Consider the following 24386-nt stretch of genomic DNA (forward strand, 5'->3'; position numbering starts at 1 on the left):
CAAAAAACCACGTTAAGAGATTAATTCGTTGTTTTTGAACGCACGGTCTTCCTGTATTAACTGGGCTTAAGACCTTTAACTCGGCAAAACGCATAAAGTTTCCCTGCAATCTTGCTCATCATAATTGTATCCTTTTTAATTATCACGATAGACAACCGCGCAAGACTAAATAGATTACGTTATTAAATAATGTTATCCACAGTAGTTGTGTGAATATTTTATGACCAGAATGTCGAACTTATATCTGACGCTGACTGAACTGATTGTCGTGACTATTTATTGTCTGTGCATTCAAAGTGAAGAACGCCGTTAAACCGAATGCGCTGCTTTTTTGTCTGCGACTCATCGTTCTCCCTTTTGCAGGGCAGCATACAGGGCTGTTTTGCTCACCCTGAACCCTGAACCCTGAACCCTGAAGCGGCCTCGCGGACATTTAGACCGGTGGCAATATATTCACGCGTCCGCTGCAACTTGTCAGCGGTGACAACTGGCTTTCGCGCTCCCTTGCGACCGCGAGCCGCAGCAGCGGCCAGACTGGCACAGGTGCGTTCGCGGATCAGATCGCGTTCTAATGGTTCTGTTGCATTAAGGGGGTGATAAGATAACATACTGTTTTTATTTGATGTTTCTTGCTCATGTCTCTTATTCGAAACGCCTTCAACGCTTGCATTTGGGGTTGTTTATTGCCAGGGCGATTTACAAGAACCGGCGCTTTTATTTCTGGATGAAGCCACCAGTGCATTGGATAAGGTAAGTGAAAGCGCCGTCAATCATGCGATCAAAGGGCTTCATATTACGCGGATCTTTATCGCACACGGAGAGTCGGCAGTTGCTTCAGCAGACCGGGGCATTACACTAAATCCAGCAGGTACAATGTAAAAAAAACCCTGCACCTGAGTGCAGAGTTTGTTTTACGTGTTCAGGCTACTTGCGAATGAGAAATACTGTCAAAGAATCCACCAATGGCACCTTCAATGACTGCACCGGCAGTATGGCCTGTCACGCTTCCAAGACCCGCTCCAATAGTTCCGCCGATACCAGCGCCGGCACCACCGCCGATAATATTTCCGACAACGGGTATAATAGTACCTACTGCAGCACCAGCCAGCCCTGCGGCAGTTGAGCCGATAGCGGTACCAATGGCTTCGCCACCCCATGTCAGAACATCCTGAATGATGCCCGCACCGCTGACATCCTCAACTTCATGAATAGTTAATTCACGCATATCTGTTCTCCTTGAAATTCCATTTAGAAATTATCGACCAAAGATACCGCTGACAAAGGATGACACACCTTTGTATAACTCATTAACAGCATTTGTGGCCGTGTGGAACCCCTGTACAGCGAGATCTCCAGCAAAAGCACCGATTGCCGAGCCGATTTGTCTGGCAGGGGCATCAAGTACCCCATTGATCAGGTCGGTGACCTCGCCAGCACCACTGACTTGCTGAATATCTTTCTCGCTTAGTTCTCTCATTTCTTACCTCCTTGGTTTGCACTGAATTAACCACTATTGGCTAATGACGATATTCCGTTAAAACTGAAGAGTTAGAATAATAGTTAGATTGATTTATGTACCATGTCAATAAAATATGATCACTTAAATTTTCATGAGGGGGTTCTACGCAGGATTCAATATTTTTCTTGGCGACATAAATTACTTCCGTTTCAGCAGCTTTATATCGTTTTCTCGCAGTTGACCATCCGGGGGAATGTGTCGGTACAGATTTTGTCGGGTAAACTCTGGCTCCTGACAAAACGTACTGACTTTCGTCTCTGGCCGTTCCGCTATTTATAAAATTTTACGGGGTGAGAAAGGCGCAAGTCGAGCGCTGAATGAATGTCACAACAAACTGATAATAAATTATTTTTTAGTAACAGAAATAGTTTATTGAAGAAGAATGTGCCGCCCTTATAACAGAAAAAATATTTTTTATAACAAATAAAACTTTACCCATGGTGGGTTGGGTGTTATTTAAATGTTTGTGAGGTGTTAAACACTGCACTTCACTTCCGGAGATAGTATTATGTAGGGATACAATTTAAATCATACACGTAAGTGCTCTATCCCTTAATTATTACTGCCCCGGGAACATGTTTATCATTCTAATTCTCAGGGGGTTTTATGAGAGAACTGACGGTTGTTGAACTTAACGAAGTAGTCGGTGGTATTGGGCTGGGTTTCGGACAGGAAGCCGGTTCATTACTGGGCCAAGGAATTGGTGCTGTTGTTGACTGGTCCAAAGGCTCCACAACAGCCACTGCACCAGGCACAGCTCTGGGTGCGGGGATTGGGGCTACGGTAGATGCCGGCGTAGCAAGCCTTACATCCCTGGCTGAATGGGGCGTTAATCTTGGCGGGCATGCTGTTGATACTGCCACATCATCAATTGGCAAAGGGATTACAAATATCGGTGGCGCTATCATCGGTCTGATTAATCCTCTGAACCTGCTGAGGTAACGATTCAGGGTCGCCTACGGGCGGCCTTTTTATTTGGTTTTCAGCACTAAAGGGATTTCTTTATCAGTCAGTTGTGTTTTACCGGAGTGTTTATCCTGGACTGATAACAGAACAGGCTGCTGTTGCAAAGTTATTATATCTGCACACTCCTGTTTTCTCTGGCTTTAATTTTTACACGGACATGCGGCCATTAAATTAATTATCTGGTAAATCCGGATGGAATTTATCTCCGCGTAATGTTTTGAATAAAGGAGGTAATTTTGTTTCGCAAGGAGGCCGTTAAAAATCAGAGAATGAGATGGCGGGGGAAAGCGCTGCTGCTGCCCGGACTTCCGGTGTGGCTGATTACCGGATTCTGTACTTTTTTCCTCATCAGCTTTCTGCTGTTCATCATCACCGGCACCTATACCCGGCGGGTTAACGTTACGGGAGAGGTGATAACAAATCTCAGGCCGATCACTATTTACTCCGGGGTTCAGGGATTCGTCGTCAAAAAATTTGTTAATGAAGGCCAGTATGTCAAAAGTGGTGATCCCCTTTATCAGATTGATGTCAGCCGCAGCACCAGTAGCGGTGTTGTCAGTGATAATCTGAGAAAAGATACAGAAAATCAGCTTTTGCAGATAGGCCATATTATTGCCCGTATTGAAAACAGCAAAGAATCAACGCTTGCGGCGCTGAAAAAACAAAAAACACAGTATATTGAAGCGCTTGAAAAATCTTCTGATATCGTCAGACGAGCAGAAGAAGGCATAAAAATAATGAAAAAAAATATGGAGAATTACCGGCACTATCAGCAACAGGGACTGATAAACAAGGATCAACTGGCCAATCAGACCGCACTTTATTATCAGCAGCAAAATAACTTACTGAGTCTTATCGGACAAAATGAACAGAACGCCCTGCAGATAACGAACCTGGAAAGCCAGATCCAGACACAGGCGGGTGAGTTTGACAACCGGATTTATCAGATGGAGCTGCAGCGTTATGAGCTTAAGAAAGAGCTGGCTGGTACCGACGCCAGCGGGGAAATACTCATCCGGGCACTATCAGACGGAAAGATTGATTCTCTCAGCGTAACGGTCGGACAGATGATCAATGCTGGCGACAGCCTGTCACAAATGATACCCGCAGGGATCAGTAACTACCAGATGGTTATCTGGGTGCCGAATGATGCCATCCCCTACATCTCAGCGGGGGACAACGTTAACCTTCGCTACGAGGCTTTTCCTGCTGAAAAGTTTGGCCAGTTTGCCGGGGAAATCGAGATGATTTCCAGAACACCCGCATCGCTACAGGAAATGCAGACGTATCCGGGGGCACCTAAAAACAGCCTGGCTGTTTCTGTCCCCTGGTACAAGATCATTGTCAGGCCTGAAAAACAGTTCATTTTCTATGATGGAAAAACATTAAGTCTGGATAACGGAATGAAGGCTCAGGCAACCCTGTTTCTGGAAAAAAGAAAAATTTATCAGTGGATGCTTTCTCCTTTCTATGACATGAAACACAGTGCAACAGGACCAGTAAATGATCAGGATGTCATTCAGAACTCTCATCAGTAAGCTCGATACCGGTTTACACCATCGCGTGCCCGTCATTCATCAGACCGAAGCGGCAGAGTGCGGGTTAGCCTGCCTGGCAATGATCTGCGGGTATTACGGGAAAAATATTGATCTGATTACCCTGCGTCAGCAGTTTAATCTTTCCGCCCGCGGTGCCACGCTGGCCGGCGCCAGAACCATAGCCACTCAGTTGGGTATGGCTACACGGGCGTTCTCTCTGGATCTGGATGAGGTCGGTGTCCTGAAAAAACCCTGCATACTCCACTGGGACTTTAATCATTTTGTGGTGCTGGTGAGTGCCGGACGACAGCGGTTTGTGATCCATGATCCCGCCAGAGGCCGCCTTACGGTAGGCCTGTCCGAAATGTCTGAACATTTTACCGGTGTGGCGCTTGAAGTCTGGCCGGACAGCGACTTTACCGCGAAAACCGTCAGGAACAGGCTCAGCCTTTCCACGCTCATCAGCAGCGTACACGGCATCAGGGGAGCCCTGCTTAAGATATTCAGTCTGTCAGTGGTGATTGAATCCATTACTCTGGTTATGCCGATAGGCACGCAACTGGTCATGGATCATGCCATCCCGGCCGGCGATCGCGGCCTGCTGACGCTTATCTGCGTAGGGCTGTTGTTTTTCATTTTGCTACGGGCGGCGACTGGTATGGTGCGGGCCTGGTCATCCCTGGTCATGAGCACTCTCATCGGCGTTCAGTGGAAAAGCGGTCTGTTTTCTCATCTGATGCGTCTGCCCCTGGGCTATTTTGAACGGCGTAAGCTGGGCGATATCCAGTCCCGCTTTGGTTCGCTTGACACACTGCGATCCACATTTACGGGCAGTGTGGTCGGTGCCATCATGGACGGTATCATGGTGCTCGGTGTTCTGGTGATGATGGTACTGTATGGCGGATACCTGACCTGGTTTGTGCTGGGGTTCACTCTGGTTTATGTTTTCATTCGCCTTTTCACCTACAACTATTACCGACAGCTTTCAGAGGAAGCGCTGGTCAGGGCGGCCAGAGCCGGGTCTTATTTCATGGAGACGCTGTACGGAATAGCCACCGTCAAAATGCAGGGAATGACGGAGAGAAGAAGTGCCCACTGGCTTAATCTTGAAATTGATACCGTTAATACGGGTATCAAAGTGACTAAAATGGATTTGCTCTTCGGGGGGCTGAATACGTTTATTGCCGCCTGTGACCAGGTCGTCATTCTGTGGCTGGGCACTTCGCTGGTTATCGATAACCAGATGACCATCGGGATGTTTGTGGCCTTTGGCGCTTTCCGGGAACAGTTCTCCGGCCGTGTTGCTTCGCTGACCAGTTTTCTGCTTCAGTTGCGGATGATGAGCCTGCATAATGAACGTATCTCTGACATCGCACTTAATGAAACGGAAAGCAAAAAGCCGGATATTCCCTGTCATGCCGGCATGAAACCGGTATCGCTGGAAGTACATGGCCTGAGCTTTCGTTATGACAGCCAGTCACCGGCGATTTTCAGCCAGTTGAACATGACAGTGAAGCCAGGAGAAAGCGTGGCAATAACCGGCCCATCCGGGGCCGGAAAAACCACGCTGATGAAAGTCCTGTGCGGATTATTTGAACCGGAATCGGGGAAAATTATCGCGGATGGTCTTGATGTCCGACAGCTCGGGATAAACAATTATCATAAAATGATCGCCTCCGTCATGCAGGATGACAAACTGTTTTCCGGCTCAATCAGGGATAATATCTGCGGATTCGTGGAGGATCCTGATGATGTCTGGATGACTGAATGTGCCAGAGCCAGCCATATCCACGATGTTATTATGAAAATGCCGATGGGATATGAAACCCTGATCGGTGAGCTAGGAGAAGGATTATCGGGCGGGCAAAAACAACGCATTTTTATAGCCCGTGCGCTGTACCGCAAACCGGGGATTTTGTTTATGGATGAGGCTACCAGTTCTCTTGATAAAGAAAGTGAGAGCTTCGTTAATCAGGCGATCAGACAGTTAAATATCACCCGGATCATCATAGCGCACCGGGAAAGCACGATAGCCTCGGCAGACCGGGTGATTACCCTCGGGGCAGTGAATTAACTCTAATTCAGGGGCTCGCGCGATTTTATCCTCATTATAAACAATAAATTACGCTCTTAGCGGACGTTCTCGTTCCATTGGCCCTCAAAGGCCCCCAGCACCCAGATACGGGGGTATAACTGAGCTGGTCCCGACATCGCTCGTGACAGAAAAATTCAGTAATTCTTGGGGAATGCGGAGCGTAAAGGAGATAAAAAGAATTCAGTGGCGGTGTGCTAACTTCGAAATGGTACGCCCTACAGGGTTCGAACCTGTGACCTACGGCTTAGAAGGCCGTTGCCGAAGTATGCAGCAGAAAGTGCCGGTTCAGCGCAGCATTCGCACGAATTCTCTCCTCAAAATCCCGCTTGCCTGGGGTTTCGGTGCAGGCAACCAGTGGCACGCCCAGAGAAGCCATCCAGCACTCAAACGAATCATCTTGCTGATTAAATATGATCCCACGGTGGCAACGGTAACCGTCGGCGGTACCGCTTTTTTTCAGTATGAAATGCCGGGCCATTCTGGCACGCAGCCCCAGAGAAAATGAGCCAACCGTGCTGCTTCGCTCGTAGGTATAAAGGTATGCGTGATGAGCGGACAGATCCTCATGGCAGCTCATTGTGCCTGACGCACCGGCCTCACGCAGGAGTGCCGCATGGGACATAAGCAGTCGGCCCTCACGGGTCAGCAGGAGGCGGCGGGAAAATCCACGGTTGGTATCATGCCCCTGAGCATTTCCCCGGCAGCCGTGCGAGAAGCCGAAGGCATTGACCAGCGGCAGCAGGCTGAAGGCACAGTGCATGAAATCCGGTGGATGATTCTGCTGTAAAAAGCGCAGGCACCCCCAGACACCGGCTGGCTCCTCGCCGTGAAAACCCGCCACAACCAGCCGTCGGAGTGTATGCGGCAATGCGGGCTTACCCTGATATAACATCAACGGTTCACCGCCGCTGAAACCGAGGACGGTGGGCGCTAATTGCCAGCAGCGTGCCTGCCGCTGCCATTGCTGTTGAAACGCCCTGAGATCGCATGTCAGCAGCGGGCTATGCCGGTGCTGCCAGAGAAAGCCCGTTTGCACCATCCCGTTCTCCGATGAAAAATTTGGCTTATGTAGTTATGCCGTCAGTTATAGGTCATGGTGAAGGTGGCGGAGGTGTTAGTGGTTCCCCCTGCGATGTGTGCCGCCGTCTGATAGTAGCGAGCCGTCAAAGGTAACTGGACTGACCCCCCGACAGTAGACAAATTCTGTCCTCACTATGAGGCCTGTTCAAAGGCCTCCGGACTGACTGTGACGCCTGACCCGGTTATACAACACTTCAATGTAATCGAAGATATCCGCCTGGGCCAGCACGCAGGATAATATCTGGAACTGTTTTCTGGGAGAAAATTAATTCCAGCAGAAACAGTGACATTAACACTCATTTAAGCTGGCGGCATACAAAGTACAGTTTCTTTCCGACTTTTTGATTCCTTCCCGACCCGATCCAATCGACTTGTCGAACATGCACAGTTGCTGTTAAATACAGATGTCGCGAAAAACGGCTGGCCGAGGTTTGCATACTAACCAGGCATGGCCGCGTACATCCTCTCGTGCAAGGGCACGGTTGGCTAGCGTCTCCGAAAAACTGACAGTATCGAACGATGCTGCGATACATGGAGCGCATCTATGCGACAGACTATTGCTATTATTGGCGCCGGCCTTAGCGGCCTCATGCTTGCCCGTGTGCTTTATCGACACGGGATAAACTCTACGATCTACGAAGCCGAACCCTCACCCTATGTCCGCAAGCAGGGAGGGCTACTCGATATTCACGCTGAGAGCGGCCAACGCGCTCTTGAGATTGCCGCATTGAGCGATGATTTTCTGCGTCTCGTCCGGCACGGTGAAGATGCCAAGCGTGTAGTGAACAAGGATGGTGACATTCTGTTTGATCGCACCAGCAACGCATCTTCGCTCCGCCCGGAAGTTGATCGCGGCGAGCTTCGGGCAATGCTAATCAGCTCGCTTCCCAGAGGAACAATCCGTTGGGGTTGCAAGGTTACGTCCCTGAAACCGCTTGGAGATGGTCGGCACCAAATCGACTTTGTTGATGGAGCCAATACCGTCGTGGATTTGCTCGTCGGCGCGGACGGAGCCTGGTCCAGGGTTCGGCCGCTTCTCACTGATGCCAGGCCTCTTTACTCGGGCACCTGCTTCATCGAAATTGCGCTTACTCGAGACGATGCGCGTCACACAGCAAGTATCTTAGCGATAGGCACGGGTACGTTGATGGCGGTTGCTCCTGGCCGGGGTATCATTGCCCACCGTAACAAGGATGGCAGTGCTAAAGGGTATGTCGCGTTGAACAAGTCAGAGGAATGGATTCGGTCCGTTAATTTCGGCAACGTTTACGCTGGCCTGGCAGTCATTGCGGAGCAGTTCACGGGGTGGGCACCTCATCTCCTGGATTTCATCACCGACAGCATCGCCGAACCGATCCTCCTGCCGATCTATGCGCTTCCTGCCAACATCCAGTGGTCACGGTGTGAAGGTGTGACCCTGATTGGTGACGCAGCACATCTCATGTCGCCATTTGCTGGCCAGGGTGCCAACCTTGCTATGTGGGACGGTGCTGAGCTTGGTCAATCGATTGCCGCGAGCCCCGATGATTTGGGTGCCGCTATTACAGCCTATGAAACGGCTCTTTTTCCCAGAAGTCAGGACATAGCGCAAATGTCTGCGCGAAACCAGGAACTGTTTTTCGGTGATTTCGCCCCTGGTAGCGTGGTCGATATGTTCACTGGTCTCGGCAGAGACTAACCAAGAACGAGCCGGTCGCCATATTTTAGACCGGCTCTATGTGCACATACAGTGTATTCCTGACAGAGAGGTATGCATTAATCGGGATTGTTTTCGTCTTTACGCAGTGTTAGCACTTCAAACCCGTCGGCGGTAACAACTACAGTATGTTCCCACTGAGCCGAAAGTTTTTTATCTCGGGTGACTACTGTCCAGCCATCTTTTTTAGTTTTAATTTTTCTGTCGCCCTGATTAACCATAGGTTCGATGGTAAATACCATCCCCTCCTTTAACTCGACGCCTGTACCAGGTCTACCGTAATGGAGCACCTGCGGCTCTTCATGCATCTCCGCGCCAATACCATGTCCACAATATTCTCTTACAACGCTATATCCGTTGTCTTCCACATGTTTTTGAATCGCATAGCCTATATCTCCAAGCCTGGCTCCCGGCTTCACAGCTTTAATACCAAGCCACATAGCTTCCCAGGTTATTTTTACTAATCTACGGGCTACTGGAGAGACCTCTCCGATAAGGTACATTTTGCTGGAATCGGCAATCATGCCATCTTTTTCAAGAGTTATATCTACGTTAACAATAGTTCCGGCTTTTAGATATTCAGTGGTTTTAGGAATGCCGTGACAAACTACCTCATTTACAGATGTGTTCAGTACATAAGGATAGCCGTATTGCCCCTTGCTGGCTGGACGAGACTTCAGCTCATCAGTGATGAAAGCTTCTACCCGATCATTTATTTCCATGGTGGTGACGCCGGGAATAATAAACATGTCCAGCATATCAAACACAGAAGCGAGCAATGCTCCTGCATGGCGCTGGCGTGCAAGTTCATCGGCAGTTTTAATGTGAATTGATGGCATCTATCACCTCCAGTAAGCGGTCAGAACTGGATTTCAGCATCATCATTTTAATCTGGTGATAGTCCAGGTGCGGATAAAGTTCACATATCATGCCCAGGCGGATCCAGTATTCCGCCTGCGCGTTTACAGATCGCGACATAGCTTTGCTGGCATCACGAATGTCTTCATGTAATAAATCAGAAATTTTTACAATGCCCATAGTATACGTTCCATTACATTTCGTATATGAATCATATATAGGTAATTGATAAATGTCACGTCAGTCTCAGTGGTCATTATTGAAGCTCACTTTTGATCGTGCTGACCCTGACACAACATCCTGCGCCTGCAGTGGTTTACTAAATTTGGTCACCTGAACAGAGGCGATATTCTCGCCTCAGAACAACACGGGGGCTCCAATGAAAAGAAGAAATTTCAGTCCAGAATTAAAACGCGAATCCGTTCTGCTGGTTGTCGATCAGAATGACACCGTCTCTGACGATGCTAAGGCCATAGATGTTGGTCTTTCCACGATGACAACGTGGGTCAAGCAATTGCGTGATGAGCGTCAGAGAGAAACGCCAAAAGCCGCCCCGATAACCCCAAACCGAATTGAAATACGTGATTTCAGAAAAAACACAACGTATTGAAATAGAAAGTGAAATAATAAAAAGGCCACCGCGCTTTTGATGTCGGACTCCCTGAACTGTTCTCGATAATCGGGAAGCTCAGGACGCGTTATTCTGTGGCTACTCTCTGCCATGTAATTGTGGTTCATCGCGGCATGGAAAATCATCCAGGAAAGCCAGACGGCAGACGGGGTGTATTACGGAGTCAGGTATAGAATCAGCCAATTAATTGAATTTCAGGCATAAAAAAAGACATCGGTTGATGTCTGTTAACTTCGAAATGGTACGCCCTACAGGGTTCGAACCTGTGACCTACGGCTTAGAAGGCCGTTGCTCTATCCAGCTGAGCTAAGGGCGCACTGAGTAATGCAGAGTAACATTACGGTCTGATGCGGGGTGGATTATACGGTCAGCACCTTTCGAGTCAATGGCTTTTCAACCACCTGCGCGACAATTGAGCATAAACCCACATCAGTGCCTGACAGCGGGCCGCGCATCTGACAAAATAGCAGCAACCCCCTTCCTTTAAGTTTACAGATGGAATTCTCTCTCTGATGGCAGCAAAGATTATTGACGGTAAAACGATTGCGCAGCAGGTACGGCTTGAAGTTGCTGAAAAAGTAAAAGCCCGAATTGCCGCAGGAAAACGTGCCCCTGGTCTGGCCGTTGTATTGGTGGGAGCGAACCCTGCATCCCAGATTTATGTCGCGAACAAACGCAAAGCCTGCGAAGAGGTCGGTTTCGTCTCCCGCTCTTATGATTTGCCAGAAACCACCAGCGAAGCTGAGCTGCTGGCGCTGATCGATGCGCTTAACGCAGACGCCGAGATTGACGGCATTCTGGTACAGCTGCCGCTGCCTGCCGGGATCGATAACGTCAAAGTTCTCGAGCGTATCGACCCGGACAAAGACGTGGACGGCTTCCATCCGTACAACATCGGCCGCCTGTGCCAGCGCGCGCCGCGCCTGCGCCCATGTACCCCACGCGGTATCGTGACGCTGCTTGAGCGCTACAACATTGATACCTACGGCCTGAACGCGGTGATCATTGGCGCGTCCAACATTGTGGGCCGCCCGATGAGCATGGAGCTGCTGCTGGCCGGCTGTACTACCACCGTGACGCATCGCTTCACCAAAAACCTCCGCCAGCACGTTGAGAACGCCGACCTGGTGATTGTCGCCGTGGGTAAACCGGGCTTTATTCCGGGCGAGTGGATTAAAGAAGGCGCTATCGTCGTGGACGTCGGCATCAACCGCCTTGAGAGCGGGAAAGTGGTCGGGGACGTAATTTATGATGAAGCCGCCGCCAAAGCCTCGTATATTACGCCGGTTCCGGGTGGCGTTGGCCCAATGACGGTTGCCACCCTAATTCAGAATACCTTGCAGGCCTGCGAGGAATATCATGATGTTGATGGAGAGTAATAATGGCGACCTTCTCACTAGGTAAACACCCTCACGTTGAACTGTGCGACTTGCTCAAGCTGGAAGGCTGGTGCGAAAGCGGTGCACAGGCAAAGGCGGTGATTGCCGAAGGCCTCGTGAAGGTGGACGGTGAAGTTGAAACCCGCAAACGCTGCAAAATTGTGGCGGGCCAGACCGTAAGCTTTGAGAGCCTGAGCATTACCGTTCAGCCTTAATCCAGCGCTGCCCTGTTCTGAACGGAGAGGGCAGGCATCAACTCTCCTTGCCGTTTGAGTGAAGGATAGTTGAAGATCCTTTTCACACCTCAGATTCAAATCTCCTTCTCTGCGCCCGGCCTTAAAACCTGCGCCACTTCAAATATTCGATAACAATATGGCAACAACGCAGATTTCAGTTGCGGGCTAAAAATCGTTTCGGCACTCTAGGTAGAACGTTCTACTAGAACGTTCTACCTACCATAAAAACGCGTGAACAGACAAAACGCGGTTACTGCGTCTGCACCGGGGGAAACGTCCATGAGTCTGTTGTCCAGTGTTGTTAAATCGTTATCAAAGCTTTCCATGATTGGCCGCGCGTTAATGCTGCCTATCTCTTTGCTGCCAGCCGCAGGCTTACTGCTCGCATTCGGCGATAAGTTTCACTTACCGCTAATGATGAATGCGGGCGGGGTTATCTTCGATAACCTGCCCATGCTGTTCGCGATTGGTTCTGCCGTGGGGCTTGCCGCGGAATCGGGTATTGCCGCGCTGTCTGCGGCGGTGTCGGTGTTTATCATTAACATTACCATTGGCACCGTAATGCACATCACGCCGGAAATGGCCTCTGCGGGCGGGAAATACGCCATGGTGGTAGGTATCCCGACGTTACAAATGGGCGTCTTTGGCGGGCTTATCTCCGGCATCCTGGCGGCGTGGTGCTACAACAAGTTCCACACCATGCAACTGCCTGAATTCCTGGGCTTCTTCTCCGGCAAGCGCTTTGTCGCCATCGCGACGGCATTTCTTTCCTTCCTGCTGGGGATGGTGCTGCCGTGGGTGTGGTCGTACATCCAGTCCGGCATCGATGCCCTGTCCGTGGTGGTTAACGGGGATAATCAGGCCGTATCGACCTTTATCTTCGGCCTGGTTGAACGCGCGCTTATCCCGCTGGGTCTGCACCACATCTGGTACCCGTCTTTCTGGTACTCCTTCGGGGAATACACCACCCACACCGGGCAGGTGATCCACGGCGACCAGACGATTTGGTTTAAAATGCTGGAAGAGGGCGTCAAGTCCTTCAGCAGCGACAGCTACCAGAATGCCGGTAAATTCATGCAGGGCGAGTTCCCGCTGATGCTGTTCGCGCTGCCCGCAGCCTGTCTGGCGATGTACCATGAAGCCAATACCCGGAATAAGAAAATTGCCTCCGGCATTCTGTTCTCTGCGGCGCTGACCTGCTTCCTCACCGGGATCACCGAGCCGGTTGAGTTCACCTTCATCTTCGTTGCCCCGATCCTGTATGTGTTCAACGCGGTGATGGCTGGCCTGTCTTATATGTGTATGTATCTGCTGCATGCCCATATTGCCAAATCCTTCTCCGCCGGGATGATCGACTACATCTCCTTCGGTATTCTGCCGTCGTTCAACGGCTACCAGACTAACTTCCTGATGGCGGTGGTAGTTGGCGTGCCGATGGCGCTGATTTACTACTTCACCTTCCGCTTCGTTATTCGCCGCTTCGACGTGAAAACGCCGGGCCGTACCGAAGTGACCGCCAACGCGGGAGATAAAACCGACACCGAACTGGCGGGCGATATTATCGGTCTGCTGGGCGGGGCGCCAAACATTAACTCTGTAGGCTCCTGCATTACTCGTCTGCGCCTCGAGGTGGACGACAGTTCGATGGTCGACAAAGACGGCCTGAACAGCCTGGGCGCACGCGGCGTGGTGTTTGTCGGCGATTCAGGCATCCAGGTGATATTTGGTGCCAGAGCGCAATTTATTGCACAGACAATGTCGACGATGATCGGTAAATAATGTAATACCTTTCGGCCTCCTGTATGTTTCAGGGGGCTGAAATTTATGGATGTGCGGTTGCAGGGGTGGAATGAAAAAGGTCAACATCATTGATGTCGCTGAGCTGGCGGGCGTATCGGTCTCGACGGTTTCTCTGGTTCTGCGCCAGAAGGGCAAAATTTCTGAGGCGACCATTGATAAGGTCAATGCTGCTATCAAAACCCTGGGCTACGTGCATAACGTTGCCGCCGCCAACCTTCGCTCCAGCACCTCTAACCTGATCGGCCTGATTATTCGCGACTTCAACAACTCTTTCTCCGTCAACGTGACCGCGAGCGTTGTCCAGCAGTTGGAAAAACAAGGCTATATGGTCTTTCTCGGCCAGCCGCGCGATGGCGAACAGCAGCTACGCAACTGCCTGACGTCGTTTAGCCAGCAGGGCGTGGCCGGCGTGATTTATCTGGCTGCCGACTGCCACTCCGCGGAGGTTCCCCAGGCCATTACCGACTGCCCGCTGCCGACGGTGGTCATCTCTGAATCAACCATTACCAGTACGCGCGATGTGATTGGGCGGGACAATCGCCAGGCCGGTAACCAGGCCACGCGCTTCCTCATTGAGCGCGGCCACCGTAACATTGCCTGGCTGGGCGGCACAAAAAGCTGCCTGATCCGCGCCGAGCGGCTGTCGGGCTACCGCAGCGCCTTGCAGCAATATGGCCTGCCGTTCAGAGAAGAGTGGGCGCCGGAATGTGCAGACGACACATCGGCTTCGGCGTTTGCCACGCGCCTGATGCTGGAAAAGAGCAACCAGATTACCGCCATGCTGTGCCATTCCCCGGCGGCGATCATCGGCGCCATCACCGGCATTCAGCAGGTGGGCCGCACCGTCGGGAAAGACGTTTTCTTAACGCAGCAGGTCTCGCTGATTGGTTTCGAAGATATGATGTACATTAATCTGACCTCGCCGAGCTTTACCTATGTCTCCGCATCCAGCGAAGAGACCGGCCGGCAGGCTGCTTCTCTGATTGTCAGCAAAATCAAAGAGCCTGGATTACCGGCACAGCGCATTATTATTTCCGGGGAGCTGGTGCCGCGTGAATCGGCTTAACGTTAATATTAATCATTTCGCATTGGTTAATATGTTATTAATTTCATCATAATTATTTTTATTTTATTAACGCATTATTCTCATTTTAATTTCAATTAATCATGAAATCAGTTTGAGATTGCAAGTTGAATACCTTCTGGTCAGAATGCTCGTCTCTGATTAGGACTTTTCTCTTAAAAATGCTCAAGCGAATCCTTTCTCTCTTATTGCTGATGGCGGGGTTTTATACCGGCAGCGCGATGGCCGTCAATTGTCAGCGTGCCGCTACGCCACTCGAAAATACCATTTGCAATAATGACACCCTGCACTGGCTCGACAGCACGATGAGCGTGATTTATCGCGCCATGCTGGTGAAATACGATGCTCCCTCGGTACATAAAGAGTATCGGGAATGGGAGAAATCACTTGAAAGCTGCACCTCGGATGGCTGCATTGAGCGCGCCTACTATGAGGGTATTAGCCGAATCTCCGGCGTCAGAGAGGACTTTGACTGGCAGGGGCAGTGGTGGAATACCGTGGCGGCAAACCGCAGCGGCGGCACCTTAACCTTTAGCCGTAATGCGGAATGGTCGTTAACCGTTGATATCAGGGCCTGGGCAGGGGTGAATCGCGACGACTTCACGGCGGAAGCCCGGAAAATCTACGGCATTGCGGTGGTGGAAAAAGTGCAGAACACCAGCAACTGTAAGCTGCTGCTTATCCCGCGCCAGGATGGCTCAATCCAGGTGCATACCAACGCAGAGTGGGGCTGTAAATTGTCGATGCCGACGGGCGTCTTTATTGACGGGCGTTACGTTAAAAGCGCCACGGATCCGCGCCCGAAGGCCACGCTGCTTTCCATCGGTATATTTCCGGATACCGAAACCGACAACCGTTTCAGAGAGATGGTGGGCAACGACTATCAAAACTTTGTCGATGCCGCGAATGTCTATATCTATCAGGATGATATAGACAATATCGGGGCGAAGGTGATTGCCATGTGGGTGCGTGGAGAAGCCAACCGCCACACGGCAATTATCATGTATACACCGGAAGGTAAGATGTGGGCGGCACGAACGCTGCCGGGTAAGAAGGGCGTTCAGGAAGCGAAATTTTACCGCTCGAAGGAGAATGAAGCCGATCCCCTGCCGCGCACTATCCAGGGCTGGAAGCTGCGGTTTTTAGATAAGTAGTGGTAGCTCCCGAACTTGTGCCCGGCCAGCTAAACCACCGCGTCGGGTCTTACCCTCACCCTACGGGATAGCCCCGGGGTGAGGAGAGAATCACGCCAATGTCCCGACAATCTTCAAATCACTGTCGTCAGGCACCTCGTTATAAGACAGCACGTTCAGACCGGCACTAAACAGGCGGCCATAGCGCGCCAGAATAGGGCGGAGCTGCGGGGTGACCAGCAGCAGCGGCGGCAGGCTTTTGGCCTTCATCTGCTCGTAAATCATCGGCATGGTATTTTGCAGCTGCGCCAGAATATTGGGGTCAACCGGGAAACTGTCCAGCGCAACTTTCCCCGCCTGCTGGGCCTGGTTCAGGGCGTTTAGCAGCAAGTTTTCCAGCTCATTATCAATGGTGTAGGCGGCAAGCTGTCTGCGGTCGCCGTTGATGTTATGCAAAATAGCGCGACGCAGGGCGTAACGCACATCGGCACACAGCAGCTGCGGATCTTTAGTCACCGCGGCGCTTTCCAGCAGCGTCGCGGCAATGGTGACAATGTCTTTCAGCGACACCTGTTCCAGCAGAAGCTGGCGGTACACTTTCAGCAGTTGGCTGAAATTCAGCGCAGAATTTAAGTCTTCCGCAAGCTTGGGGGCCTGCAGCGCCAGGCGAGCATGGAGATGGGTAATATCGTCATAGTTAAACAGTTCGGGCAAATGCTGACGCGCCACTTTGTTGACGTGCGTCGCCACCACGCTGGCGCAGTCCACTACCTGATAGCCAAGGTTTAATGCCCGCGCCTTTTGGTCCGGATCAATCCAGACAATGGCCATGCCGTAGGCCGGATCGGTATCCAGCACGCCGTCGATTTCGCCGTACAGCTCGGTGCCGGGGATAGCCATTAATTTTTCCGCGTTCACTTCCCCCAGCGCCACCCGAATACCATTGATGTGGATGGCGTACTGGGCGGGCTTGAGGCGGAAGTTTTCACGAATGCGGATCTCCGGCAGCAGCACGCCGCAGGTTTCAGAGATAACCTGGCGCGCCCCGCGAATACGCTGCGAAAGCGGGCTGCCCTTGGCGGTATCAACCAGCGAAACCAGCTTGTAACCAAGATTGAGGCCAATCGGCTCTACCAGCGGAATGCTGTCCCAACTGACGGTGGGGTCCGTGTCGGGGATGAGCGCTTCCTGAATCGCCATGATGTCGTCATCCTGCTGCTGCGCAGGCTGAACAACTTTGCTCTGCCGCCAGGCGGCAAACAGCAGCAGGGCGGTGAAACTCAGGAAGGCGACGTGCGGCATACCCGGCACGATGGCCAGGATAAACATCACAAACGCGGCGGTATAAAGCACGTTCGGGCGAGCGAGCAATTGCGTTTTAATTTCGTGGCTAACGTCGCCCCCGTCGCTAACCCGGGTCACGATAATGGCCGCCGCGGTTGCCAGCAACAGCGACGGGATTTGGGCCACCAGGCCGTCACCGATGGTCAGCAGGACGTACTGCTGGAAGGCGTGGCTGGCATCGAGATCGTATTTAAAAATACCAATACAGATCCCGCCGATCACGTTAATGATTAGCACCATGATCCCGGCGATGGCATCGCCGCGCACGAACTTCGAGGCACCGTCCATCGCGCCGTAAAAATCAGCTTCGTTGGCAACGTCTTTACGCCGCGTTTTGGCCTGCTGCTGATTAATTAAGCCGGCATTAAGATCGGCATCAATCGCCATCTGTTTGCCCGGCAGGGCGTCGAGGGTAAAGCGGGCGGAAACTTCAGAAATACGTTCGGCGCCTTTGGTGACGACCACGAAGTTGATGATCATCAGAATGACGAACACCACGAAGCCGACCACAAAGTTGCCGCCAATAACCACCTGGCCGAAGGCCTCGATCACTTTCCCGGCGGCACCTTCGCCTTCGTGACCGTGCAGCAACACCACTCGCGTGGAGGCCACATTAAGCGTCAGGCGCATCAGCGTGGTGATCAGCAGCAGCGTTGGGAAGACGGCGAAATCAAGCGGCCGTTTGCTGTTCACCGCGACCAGCAGCACGATGACCGCCAGCACGATGTTGAAGGTAAACAGAATATCCAGCACCAGCGGTGACAGCGGCAGAATAATCATTGCCAGCACGCTGAGCAGCAGCACAGGCACGCCTACGTGCGTCTGCCTCAACAGGCTTACGGCCTGGGTTAACTTACTGTTCGCCATCGGCTTTTAATACCTCTTTTGGAATGTCTATTTGCCTGTTAAGGCGGGGTTTTTGCTCAACGTTTCCCGCTCGCCAGGCTTTCACCTGCATCACGTAAGTCAGGACATGAGCAATGGCGCGAAACAGCTGCGCCGGGATCTGTTGGTTAACGCGCGTGGTGTAGTACACCGCGCGAGCCAGCGGCGGGAACTCAACAATTTCCACGCCGTGGTTCTGGGCGACTTCACGAATAAACATCGCCACGTCGTCAACGCCTTTCGCCACGATGTAGGGCGCTTCCGCCTTGTTTGGATCGTACTTGAGGGCCACGGCGTAGTGGGTCGGGTTGGTGACAATCACGTCCGCCGAAGGTACCGTTTTGTTGATTTGCCCCATCGCCATCTGGCGCTGAAGCTGGCGGATGCGCCCTTTAATCTGCGGGTTACCGTCGTTGTTCTTGTGCTCTTCCTTCACTTCCTGCTTAGTCATGCGCATTTTTTTGGTGAACATGAATTTGCTAAGCGGCACGTCCAGCAGGGCGAAAATCACAATGACCGCGACAAAGTAGCTGATAACGTGATGAAAAATATCAAAGCCGCGGCTAATGGCCTGGGGCAGGTAAAGCTGCTGCAGGTAAAGCAAGCCTGACAGCGACTCATGCACCATGGTGTAGAGCACGGCAAGGATCACCCCGCATTTCAGCAGCATCTTGCCAACTTCGACATAGTGGCTGCCGGAGACCATGCGCTTAAACCCGCTTATCGGGTTGATTTTTTTGAAGTCCGGCAGCAGCTTGTTGGGGGTGAAAATCCAGCCGCCGGGGATCAGGCTTGCCCCAATACAGGCCAGCGGAATCGGCACCAGCGTGGCGATAAACTTGAGGATAACCAGCGCATTAAGCAGCATAAACTGGCTCAGCGCGCCGCTGTCATCCAGCCGCCCGGCCATGCTGCCGACGGAGAGAAATGACTCGCTTATCAGCGATTTATACCAGGGGAAGAAGCTGCCAATGGTGACAAACGAGGCGACTAACCCCACCGCCATGGTCAGGTCTTTGGAACGCGGAATATCCCCTTTCTGACGGGCTTTTCGCAGCTTGCCCGCCGTCGGTTTTTCGCTCTTGTCTCCGCTTGAAGATGACGACATTACTGCCCCCTCATGGCGTCGAGCCGGGCGAGGATCTCATTGGTCAAATTGAGATAGTGCTCCGGGATATGGGAAACAATCATCGTGATGCACAGCAGGCCAAACAGCATGCTGATAGGAAAGCCGAGTGAAAACAGGTTCAGCGTCGGCGAGACGCGGTTCAGCAGGCCAAAACCGCCCTGCACAATCAGCATCACAAAGGTCGTAGGCAACGCAATCAGCGTGGCGGCAGACATGATCCAGCCGAGGCTTTGCGCCAGCTGTTTCAGCGTCGGTTCATTGATGGCCTGGCCGATAGGCCAATAGGTGAACCCCTTTACCAGAATGGTGACCACCAGCAGATGGCCGTCCATAATAAAAAAGAGCAGGGCGCAAAAAACAAAGATGATTTGTGAAATCACCGCCGTCGAGCCGCCGTTCACCGGATCGTTCATCATTGCCATGCCGAGGCCCATATTCATCGACAGAATATGGCCCGCGGTCTGGAGCGCAACGAATACAAGCTGCATCGTCATGCCGAACAGTAACCCCCAGAGCAACTGTTCACCGATAAGCAGTATTGCCCTCATCGACATCAGTTCGTTAAGCACCACGTTGTGGGGCAGCATTGGCGTAATCAGTACCGTTAGCGTCATTGCGGTGGCGATTTTAATGCGGCGGGAAAATGCTTTGTTATCCAGCACCGGGCAGAAATGCACGAATGCCAGGATGCGTACAAACGGCAGGATCATCGCCAGCAGCGGATTAAGCAGATCGTGAATGTTGATGCCCATGCGTCAGCCAACCAGCGAAGCGGCCTGGTGGAAAATACCCGTCGTGAAGTCCACCAGTCGGGTCAGCATCCATTTGCCGCCAAAAATCAGCACCAGCAGCGTGACCACCAGGCGAGGCAGGAAGCTCAGGGTTTGTTCATTAATCTGGGTGGTGGCCTGAAAAATACTGACGCACAGACCCACCAGCAGGCTGGGCACGATGGCCACGGCGGAAATCAGCAGCACCAGCTGAATGCCGGCAGCCATGATGTCGCCGGCGGTATCCATGTTAATCATCGCTACAGCCCCTGCACGCTGGATGTCAGCGTACCCACGATCAGCGTCCAGCCGTCGCACAGCACAAACAGCATCAACTTAAAGGGCAGCGAGACAATCAGCGGGGACAGCATCATCATCCCCATTGCCATTAAAATACTGGCAACAATCAGGTCGATGACCAGGAACGGGATGTAAATCATAAACCCGATCTGAAAGGCCGTTTTCAGCTCGCTGAGCAGGTAAGCGGGTGTGACGACCGTCAGATCCTGTTCGCGCGCGTCTCCTGACACGCCGGCAATGCTCATCATCTGCGACATGGCTTTGTTGTTGGTTTGCGCCAGCATGAACTTCTTCAGCGGCACTTCGGCGGTAGCCAGGGCCTGGTTCAGCGTGATTTTGTCGTTCTGGAACGGCACCACGGCGTCGTTGTACACGGTGGTCCACACCGGGCGCATCACCAACAGCGTCAGGGCCAGGGCGATCCCGGTCAGGATTTTATTGGGGGGGCTTTGCTGCAGCCCCAGCGCCTGGCGCAGAATCGCCAGCACGATGATAAAGCGCGTGAAGCAGGTCATCATCAGCACCATGATCGGCAGCAGTCCGAGCAGGGTCATCAGAATTAGGATTTCAATTTTGACGTTGTAATCCTGGCCCGCGTCGGTGTCGTTGGCGCTAAATAAGGTGACCTCGCCGTTGGCGGCAAACAGCAGCGGTGAGAAACACAGGCCGAACATCAGCAGCGCCGCCAGGCCGCTCTTTTGGCTCGTTACGCCACGCAGCAGGCTGTTCATCCCGCCAGTTCGCCCAGGTTTTTGTTGTTAAACTCGGTAATGCGCAGCCCGTACTTATCGTTTAGCACCACCACTTCGCCTTTACCAAACAGGATGCCGTTAACCTTTATATCCAGAGGCTCCCCGGCGAGTTTGTCCAACTCAATCACGGAGTCGTTGGTGACCGACATTAAATCAGCCAGCGAGATTTCCACCGAAGCCACTTCCAGCGTCAGGGTGACGGGAATACGACTGAACAGCGACATTTTGCGGATCTGATCCATAGGATTTGTGCGCGAGGCGTTCTCCTGCAGATCCAGACGGATGTTGCCTTCCACCGTCTCTTCCTGCGGAGCATCACCGAAGTTCAGGTCATCCAGATCCAGCGTTTGGTTCAGGTCTTGTTCAATTTGACTCATAGTGATTCTCCCCCGTCTTATCGTTAAATTCGCTCAGCAGCAATTTGCCGCGATCTTCCGCAATGTCAGCGGTAAAAATTTGTTCTTTGCCGATAAAAACCGGGACAGGTTGATTCAGCGAAATGGGAATAATATCCCCAGGCTCAATGTCTGCAATTTGCGCGACAGTGAGGTTCAGCGACGCCAGCCGGCCATTCAGCTTTAGCGGCAGGTCGTAGAACAATCTTTCTATTTGCCCGGTGCTTATGGCGGATTCCCGCTCGCTGTCCCCGCCGTCCGGGGCGCGCAGCGTGGCCAGCATGCGATCCACATGCAGGGGGTCGAGCAGGATGGTAAATCCACCTTGCTCGTACCCTTCCAGGCTAAACGTAATGCACCACGCCCACTGGCTAATGACCGTGGAATAGTCATTCTTGATTTCCAGCTCCTCGCCAAAAGTTTCTTTATTGACGATAAGCGCAGTCAGTTCCTGGCCTAATTTATTTTTAAGCCGCTCTTCGGTTTTTGAAATTGGCTGAGATAAATCCGGCACCACCTGCGCGCTATCTTTACTCAGGCCATAGTAATCGTGAAGAATATTAAGCAACAAAATACGATCAATATCGAAACCGAGATTGCCGTAAGCGGTAGAAAATATCTGCGTGTTTTTATAATGTTTATCAATAGCAAATGTCATATTTTTTAACATGACGTTCACTCTGAATTTTTTAAGGAAATAAATGCTGAGTCTTGCATCAAGAATATCGAAGCAATCATTCATTATTTTAGGCAGCTTATGCCACGGACGGCCAAGCTTATTTACTTCCAGTTTCACCAGGTCGGGAAGCCGATCGCGGTGATGGATTCTGAGTCGTTGTAATACAGGCTGCATAATTCTTCCGCATAACCATGGTGTCTGGCGATGTTGGTGATGAGTTTCATTATTGATTCATCGCTCGCCAAAGAAAAATTTTACCTGATATTTAAGTTTCTACTATGAGATGACGCTCTTTATTCGTCGACACGGGTTGATAATTTCAAACATCTCATCACTTTTTTTCAGGAAGGTGATTAGACTCTCTTCTGTTTGTTGTTGCAATAGCCACAGGCTTATTAATCTATTATTTAATTGCACGCATTGATGATTAATGTGTTTCATAACTAATTGTATTTAAAAGATTAATGTTTTAATACCCATTAAAAATGAGACAAATGAATCGCCTTAAGTATACTGGCGCTCATCGATAACCGTGGTGCTGAAATGCTGACGGTCAAATAATCTGGCGACTGACGCTGAATTTAAACGGTCTTAATGCTTTCTTTCTTCTTGATGATTAAAGAACATGTTAAGTCGGTTTTGCTGTCCTCGTTAGTTAGAATTTACTCTAAGTGGGTGATGCATCATGAATATATTTATGGACCATAGCACAGGAAACCTTAACGGCTTTGTGGCCAGTGCACCTGCCAGCGTGAGTGTATTTTCGCTTGCGCGCCGTGTGGCGAAATTTAATGTTTCTGTGCTGGTGACAGGTGAAACTGGTACGGGGAAGGAATGCGTAGCTAAATATATTCATGAGCATGCTGCGGGCAATGATGCCCCCTATGTTGGGGTTAACTGCGCGGCGATTCCTGAAAGTATGCTGGAAGCTATTTTATTTGGCTATGAGAAAGGTGCCTTTACCGGTGCAGTGGCCAGCGTGGCCGGCAAGTTTGAGCAGGCCAATGGCGGGACGTTATTACTCGATGAAATTGGTGATATGCCGCTGGCGCTTCAGGCAAAATTATTAAGGGTTTTGCAGGAGCAAGAAGTTGAGCGCTTAGGTAGCCATAAAAAAATCCCGCTTGATATTCGCCTTATTGCTTCTACAAATAAAGATCTGCAGCTTGAAATTGCTGAAGGCCGTTTTCGCCAGGATCTCTTCTACCGTATTTCCGTAGTGCCTATTCATATTACGCCGCTGCGTGAACGTCAGCAGGATATCATCCCGCTGGCCCAGCGCTTCATTGATAAATACCACGCATTCCACCAGGGCAAAATTAAGCTCTCTGAAGATGCCTGCCAGACGCTGCTGAGCTACGACTGGCCGGGGAATGTCCGCGAGCTGGAAAATGTTATCCAGCGCGGGCTGATTCTCTGCAACGGCAGCGAAATCACCGCCAAAGATTTTGGCCTGACGCCGGTGGTACAGGCGCAAAGCGCTGCCGTGGGTTTTATGCCCGCCTGGCATGAAACCCCGCATCAGGCTGAAAACGGTACCTCGGCTGCTATCCGTAACGTGAAACTGCACGGACGCATGGCCGAGTACAAGTACATCATCGACCTGTTGAAACGCCACCAGGGCAACAAATCCAAAACGGCCCAGTTCTTAGGAATTACTCCTCGTGCGCTGCGCTATCGGCTGGCTTCGATGCGCGAAGAGGGCATCGATATTGGATGTTACTCCTGAAAAGAGGAAGGAAACCGCAATGGATAAGATTTCAGGATTAGGCATGCCGGCGGGGCAGCAAGAAATGTTGATGCGGCTGCAGCAGACGGCGGCGAGCGCCGGATCTGGCGCTATTTCAGCCGCGCCAGTGCTGGCCTCAACGGGAACGGGGGCGGCTACGCCGGTATCGTTCGGCAACGTCCTTACCCAGGCGATTAACAACGTTGACCAAATGCAGCACGCCGCCAGCGCCCGTCAGGCGGCCATCGACACCGGGCAGAGCGACGATTTAACCGGCGCGATGATCGAAAGCCAGAAAGCCAGCGTGGCGTTTACGGCGATGATGCAGGTGCGCAACAAGCTCACCACCGCGCTGGATGAAGTGATGAATATTGCGCTCTAAGGGCCT

Annotated in this window: 24 protein-coding genes and 2 tRNA genes; 12 read left to right on the top strand and 14 right to left on the bottom strand. The window is 51.6% G+C overall.

Going from position 1 to position 24386, the window contains the following annotated elements; translation table 11 throughout:
• Window positions 1–919 precede the first annotated feature (919 nt).
• Window positions 920–1225 (bottom strand): hypothetical protein, encoded by a 306-nt coding sequence (locus tag VW41_05290; GenBank protein AJZ88493.1) that lies wholly within the window; start codon window positions 1223–1225, stop codon window positions 920–922.
• 30 nt (window positions 1226–1255) lie between these two features.
• Complete coding sequence (locus VW41_05295; protein AJZ88494.1) at window positions 1256–1477, bottom strand: hypothetical protein; 222 nt, start codon at window positions 1475–1477, stop codon at window positions 1256–1258.
• Window positions 1478–2125: 648 nt separating this feature from the next.
• Here VW41_05295 and VW41_05300 point away from each other — a divergent pair.
• The 3 genes from VW41_05300 (at window position 2126) to VW41_05310 (ending at window position 6097) form a co-directional block, all read left to right on the top strand.
• Window positions 2126–2461: a hypothetical protein gene (locus tag VW41_05300; GenBank protein ID AJZ88495.1), complete on the top strand. Its 336-nt coding sequence runs from the start codon at window positions 2126–2128 to the stop codon at window positions 2459–2461.
• 260 nt (window positions 2462–2721) lie between these two features.
• Complete coding sequence (locus VW41_05305; protein ID AJZ88496.1) at window positions 2722–4023, top strand: colicin V secretion protein CvaA; 1302 nt, start codon at window positions 2722–2724, stop codon at window positions 4021–4023.
• A complete protein-coding gene (locus tag VW41_05310; protein ID AJZ88497.1) occupies window positions 3989–6097 on the top strand; it encodes a colicin V synthesis protein in 2109 nt (702 codons plus the stop codon). The genes VW41_05305 and VW41_05310 overlap by 35 nt, the downstream gene beginning before the upstream one ends.
• A gap of 227 nt (window positions 6098–6324) precedes the next feature.
• Here VW41_05310 and VW41_05315 read toward each other — a convergent pair.
• Window positions 6325–6399 (bottom strand) — tRNA-Arg (locus tag VW41_05315).
• Between VW41_05315 and VW41_05320 the strand changes: the two genes are divergently transcribed.
• Both VW41_05320 and VW41_05325 read left to right on the top strand, forming a co-directional pair.
• Entirely contained in the window at window positions 6396–6623 is a 228-nt protein-coding gene (locus tag VW41_05320) for a hypothetical protein (protein ID AJZ88498.1), read from the top strand. The genes VW41_05315 and VW41_05320 overlap by 4 nt on opposite strands.
• A gap of 1119 nt (window positions 6624–7742) precedes the next feature.
• Window positions 7743–8876 (top strand): FAD-dependent oxidoreductase, encoded by a 1134-nt coding sequence (locus tag VW41_05325; GenBank protein ID AJZ88499.1) that lies wholly within the window; start codon window positions 7743–7745, stop codon window positions 8874–8876.
• A gap of 77 nt (window positions 8877–8953) precedes the next feature.
• On the opposite strand, the gene VW41_05330 is transcribed toward VW41_05325, so the two are convergent.
• From VW41_05330 to VW41_05345, 4 genes are all read right to left on the bottom strand, one after another.
• Window positions 8954–9733 carry a methionine aminopeptidase gene (locus VW41_05330; GenBank protein ID AJZ88500.1) on the bottom strand — a complete coding sequence of 260 codons (780 nt, stop codon included), beginning with the start codon at window positions 9731–9733 and terminating at the stop codon, window positions 8954–8956.
• Window positions 9714–9932, bottom strand: a complete 219-nt coding sequence (locus VW41_05335) for a hypothetical protein (GenBank protein ID AJZ88501.1) — start codon at window positions 9930–9932, stop codon at window positions 9714–9716. The genes VW41_05330 and VW41_05335 overlap by 20 nt, the downstream gene beginning before the upstream one ends.
• A 348-nt stretch (window positions 9933–10280) precedes the next feature.
• On the bottom strand, window positions 10281–10490 hold the full coding sequence (locus VW41_05340; GenBank protein AJZ91867.1) for a hypothetical protein: 210 nt from the start codon (window positions 10488–10490) through the stop codon (window positions 10281–10283).
• Window positions 10491–10622: 132 nt separating this feature from the next.
• Window positions 10623–10699: transfer RNA gene (locus VW41_05345), tRNA-Arg, on the bottom strand.
• 196 nt (window positions 10700–10895) lie between these two features.
• Between VW41_05345 and VW41_05350 the strand changes: the two genes are divergently transcribed.
• From VW41_05350 to VW41_05370, 5 genes are all read left to right on the top strand, one after another.
• Window positions 10896–11762, top strand: coding sequence for a methenyltetrahydrofolate cyclohydrolase (locus tag VW41_05350; GenBank protein ID AJZ88502.1), 867 nt, complete (start codon window positions 10896–10898; stop codon window positions 11760–11762).
• Window positions 11763–11764: 2 nt separating this feature from the next.
• On the top strand, window positions 11765–11977 hold the full coding sequence (locus tag VW41_05355; protein AJZ88503.1) for a ribosome-associated protein: 213 nt from the start codon (window positions 11765–11767) through the stop codon (window positions 11975–11977).
• Between the two features lie 300 nt (window positions 11978–12277).
• A complete protein-coding gene (locus VW41_05360) occupies window positions 12278–13777 on the top strand; it encodes a PTS system N-acetylglucosamine-specific transporter subunit IICB (GenBank protein ID AJZ88504.1) in 1500 nt (499 codons plus the stop codon).
• 70 nt (window positions 13778–13847) lie between these two features.
• Window positions 13848–14864, top strand: a complete 1017-nt coding sequence (locus VW41_05365) for a LacI family transcriptional regulator (GenBank protein AJZ88505.1) — start codon at window positions 13848–13850, stop codon at window positions 14862–14864.
• Window positions 14865–15043: 179 nt separating this feature from the next.
• Entirely contained in the window at window positions 15044–16036 is a 993-nt protein-coding gene (locus VW41_05370) for a hypothetical protein (GenBank protein AJZ88506.1), read from the top strand.
• A 90-nt stretch (window positions 16037–16126) separates the two neighbouring features.
• Here VW41_05370 and VW41_05375 read toward each other — a convergent pair whose 3' ends face one another.
• Genes VW41_05375 through VW41_05405 form a run of 7 tightly spaced genes read right to left on the bottom strand, consistent with a single transcriptional unit; the run spans window position 16127 to window position 22443 of the window.
• On the bottom strand, window positions 16127–18226 hold the full coding sequence (locus VW41_05375) for a flagellar biosynthesis protein FlhA (GenBank protein ID AJZ88507.1): 2100 nt from the start codon (window positions 18224–18226) through the stop codon (window positions 16127–16129).
• Window positions 18213–19352 carry a flagellar biosynthesis protein FlhB gene (locus VW41_05380; protein AJZ88508.1) on the bottom strand — a complete coding sequence of 380 codons (1140 nt, stop codon included), beginning with the start codon at window positions 19350–19352 and terminating at the stop codon, window positions 18213–18215. The genes VW41_05375 and VW41_05380 overlap by 14 nt, the downstream gene beginning before the upstream one ends.
• Window positions 19352–20125, bottom strand: a complete 774-nt coding sequence (locus tag VW41_05385) for a flagellar biosynthesis protein FliR (protein AJZ88509.1) — start codon at window positions 20123–20125, stop codon at window positions 19352–19354. Before VW41_05385 ends, VW41_05380 begins: the two co-directional genes overlap by 1 nt.
• Before the next feature lie 3 nt (window positions 20126–20128).
• The gene (locus tag VW41_05390) at window positions 20129–20401 is read right to left on the bottom strand and encodes a flagellar biosynthesis protein FliQ (GenBank protein ID AJZ88510.1); all 273 of its coding nucleotides are present in this window, start codon (window positions 20399–20401) and stop codon (window positions 20129–20131) included.
• Window positions 20402–20403: 2 nt separating this feature from the next.
• On the bottom strand, window positions 20404–21174 hold the full coding sequence (locus VW41_05395) for a flagellar biosynthesis protein flip (protein AJZ88511.1): 771 nt from the start codon (window positions 21172–21174) through the stop codon (window positions 20404–20406).
• Window positions 21171–21578 carry a flagellar motor switch protein FliN gene (locus VW41_05400; protein ID AJZ88512.1) on the bottom strand — a complete coding sequence of 136 codons (408 nt, stop codon included), beginning with the start codon at window positions 21576–21578 and terminating at the stop codon, window positions 21171–21173. Before VW41_05400 ends, VW41_05395 begins: the two co-directional genes overlap by 4 nt.
• A complete protein-coding gene (locus tag VW41_05405; protein ID AJZ88513.1) occupies window positions 21559–22443 on the bottom strand; it encodes a flagellar motor switch protein FliM in 885 nt (294 codons plus the stop codon). The genes VW41_05400 and VW41_05405 overlap by 20 nt, the downstream gene beginning before the upstream one ends.
• A 508-nt stretch (window positions 22444–22951) precedes the next feature.
• Here VW41_05405 and VW41_05410 point away from each other — a divergent pair.
• A complete protein-coding gene (locus VW41_05410; GenBank protein ID AJZ88514.1) occupies window positions 22952–23998 on the top strand; it encodes a Fis family transcriptional regulator in 1047 nt (348 codons plus the stop codon).
• A 19-nt stretch (window positions 23999–24017) separates the two neighbouring features.
• On the top strand, window positions 24018–24380 hold the full coding sequence (locus tag VW41_05415) for a flagellar hook-basal body protein FliE (GenBank protein AJZ88515.1): 363 nt from the start codon (window positions 24018–24020) through the stop codon (window positions 24378–24380).
• The last annotated feature ends 6 nt before the right edge of the window (window positions 24381–24386 follow it).

This window comes from Klebsiella michiganensis (genome assembly GCA_000963575.1).
GTDB classification, from domain to species: Bacteria; Pseudomonadota; Gammaproteobacteria; order Enterobacterales; family Enterobacteriaceae; genus Cedecea; species Cedecea michiganensis_A.

What these genes read in the sequence shown, in the direction of transcription:
- VW41_05290 (AJZ88493.1), bottom strand. Translation starts at nt 1,225, where the DNA reads ATGCGTGAATTAACTATTCATGAAGTTGAGGATGTCAGCGGTGCGGGC.
- VW41_05295 (AJZ88494.1), bottom strand. Translation starts at nt 1,477, where the DNA reads ATGAGAGAACTAAGCGAGAAAGATATTCAGCAAGTCAGTGGTGCTGGC.
- VW41_05300 (AJZ88495.1), top strand. Translation starts at nt 2,126, where the DNA reads ATGAGAGAACTGACGGTTGTTGAACTTAACGAAGTAGTCGGTGGTATT.
- VW41_05310 (AJZ88497.1), top strand. Translation starts at nt 3,989, where the DNA reads ATGATCAGGATGTCATTCAGAACTCTCATCAGTAAGCTCGATACCGGT.
- VW41_05325 (AJZ88499.1), top strand. Translation starts at nt 7,743, where the DNA reads ATGCGACAGACTATTGCTATTATTGGCGCCGGCCTTAGCGGCCTCATG.
- VW41_05330 (AJZ88500.1), bottom strand. Translation starts at nt 9,733, where the DNA reads ATGCCATCAATTCACATTAAAACTGCCGATGAACTTGCACGCCAGCGC.
- VW41_05335 (AJZ88501.1), bottom strand. Translation starts at nt 9,932, where the DNA reads ATGGGCATTGTAAAAATTTCTGATTTATTACATGAAGACATTCGTGAT.
- VW41_05340 (AJZ91867.1), bottom strand. Translation starts at nt 10,490, where the DNA reads ATGAACCACAATTACATGGCAGAGAGTAGCCACAGAATAACGCGTCCT.
- VW41_05350 (AJZ88502.1), top strand. Translation starts at nt 10,896, where the DNA reads ATGGCAGCAAAGATTATTGACGGTAAAACGATTGCGCAGCAGGTACGG.
- VW41_05355 (AJZ88503.1), top strand. Translation starts at nt 11,765, where the DNA reads ATGGCGACCTTCTCACTAGGTAAACACCCTCACGTTGAACTGTGCGAC.
- VW41_05360 (AJZ88504.1), top strand. Translation starts at nt 12,278, where the DNA reads ATGAGTCTGTTGTCCAGTGTTGTTAAATCGTTATCAAAGCTTTCCATG.
- VW41_05365 (AJZ88505.1), top strand. Translation starts at nt 13,848, where the DNA reads ATGAAAAAGGTCAACATCATTGATGTCGCTGAGCTGGCGGGCGTATCG.
- VW41_05370 (AJZ88506.1), top strand. Translation starts at nt 15,044, where the DNA reads ATGCTCAAGCGAATCCTTTCTCTCTTATTGCTGATGGCGGGGTTTTAT.
- VW41_05375 (AJZ88507.1), bottom strand. Translation starts at nt 18,226, where the DNA reads ATGGCGAACAGTAAGTTAACCCAGGCCGTAAGCCTGTTGAGGCAGACG.
- VW41_05380 (AJZ88508.1), bottom strand. Translation starts at nt 19,352, where the DNA reads ATGTCGTCATCTTCAAGCGGAGACAAGAGCGAAAAACCGACGGCGGGC.
- VW41_05385 (AJZ88509.1), bottom strand. Translation starts at nt 20,125, where the DNA reads ATGGGCATCAACATTCACGATCTGCTTAATCCGCTGCTGGCGATGATC.
- VW41_05390 (AJZ88510.1), bottom strand. Translation starts at nt 20,401, where the DNA reads ATGATTAACATGGATACCGCCGGCGACATCATGGCTGCCGGCATTCAG.
- VW41_05395 (AJZ88511.1), bottom strand. Translation starts at nt 21,174, where the DNA reads ATGAACAGCCTGCTGCGTGGCGTAACGAGCCAAAAGAGCGGCCTGGCG.
- VW41_05405 (AJZ88513.1), bottom strand. Translation starts at nt 22,443, where the DNA reads ATGCAGCCTGTATTACAACGACTCAGAATCCATCACCGCGATCGGCTT.
- VW41_05415 (AJZ88515.1), top strand. Translation starts at nt 24,018, where the DNA reads ATGGATAAGATTTCAGGATTAGGCATGCCGGCGGGGCAGCAAGAAATG.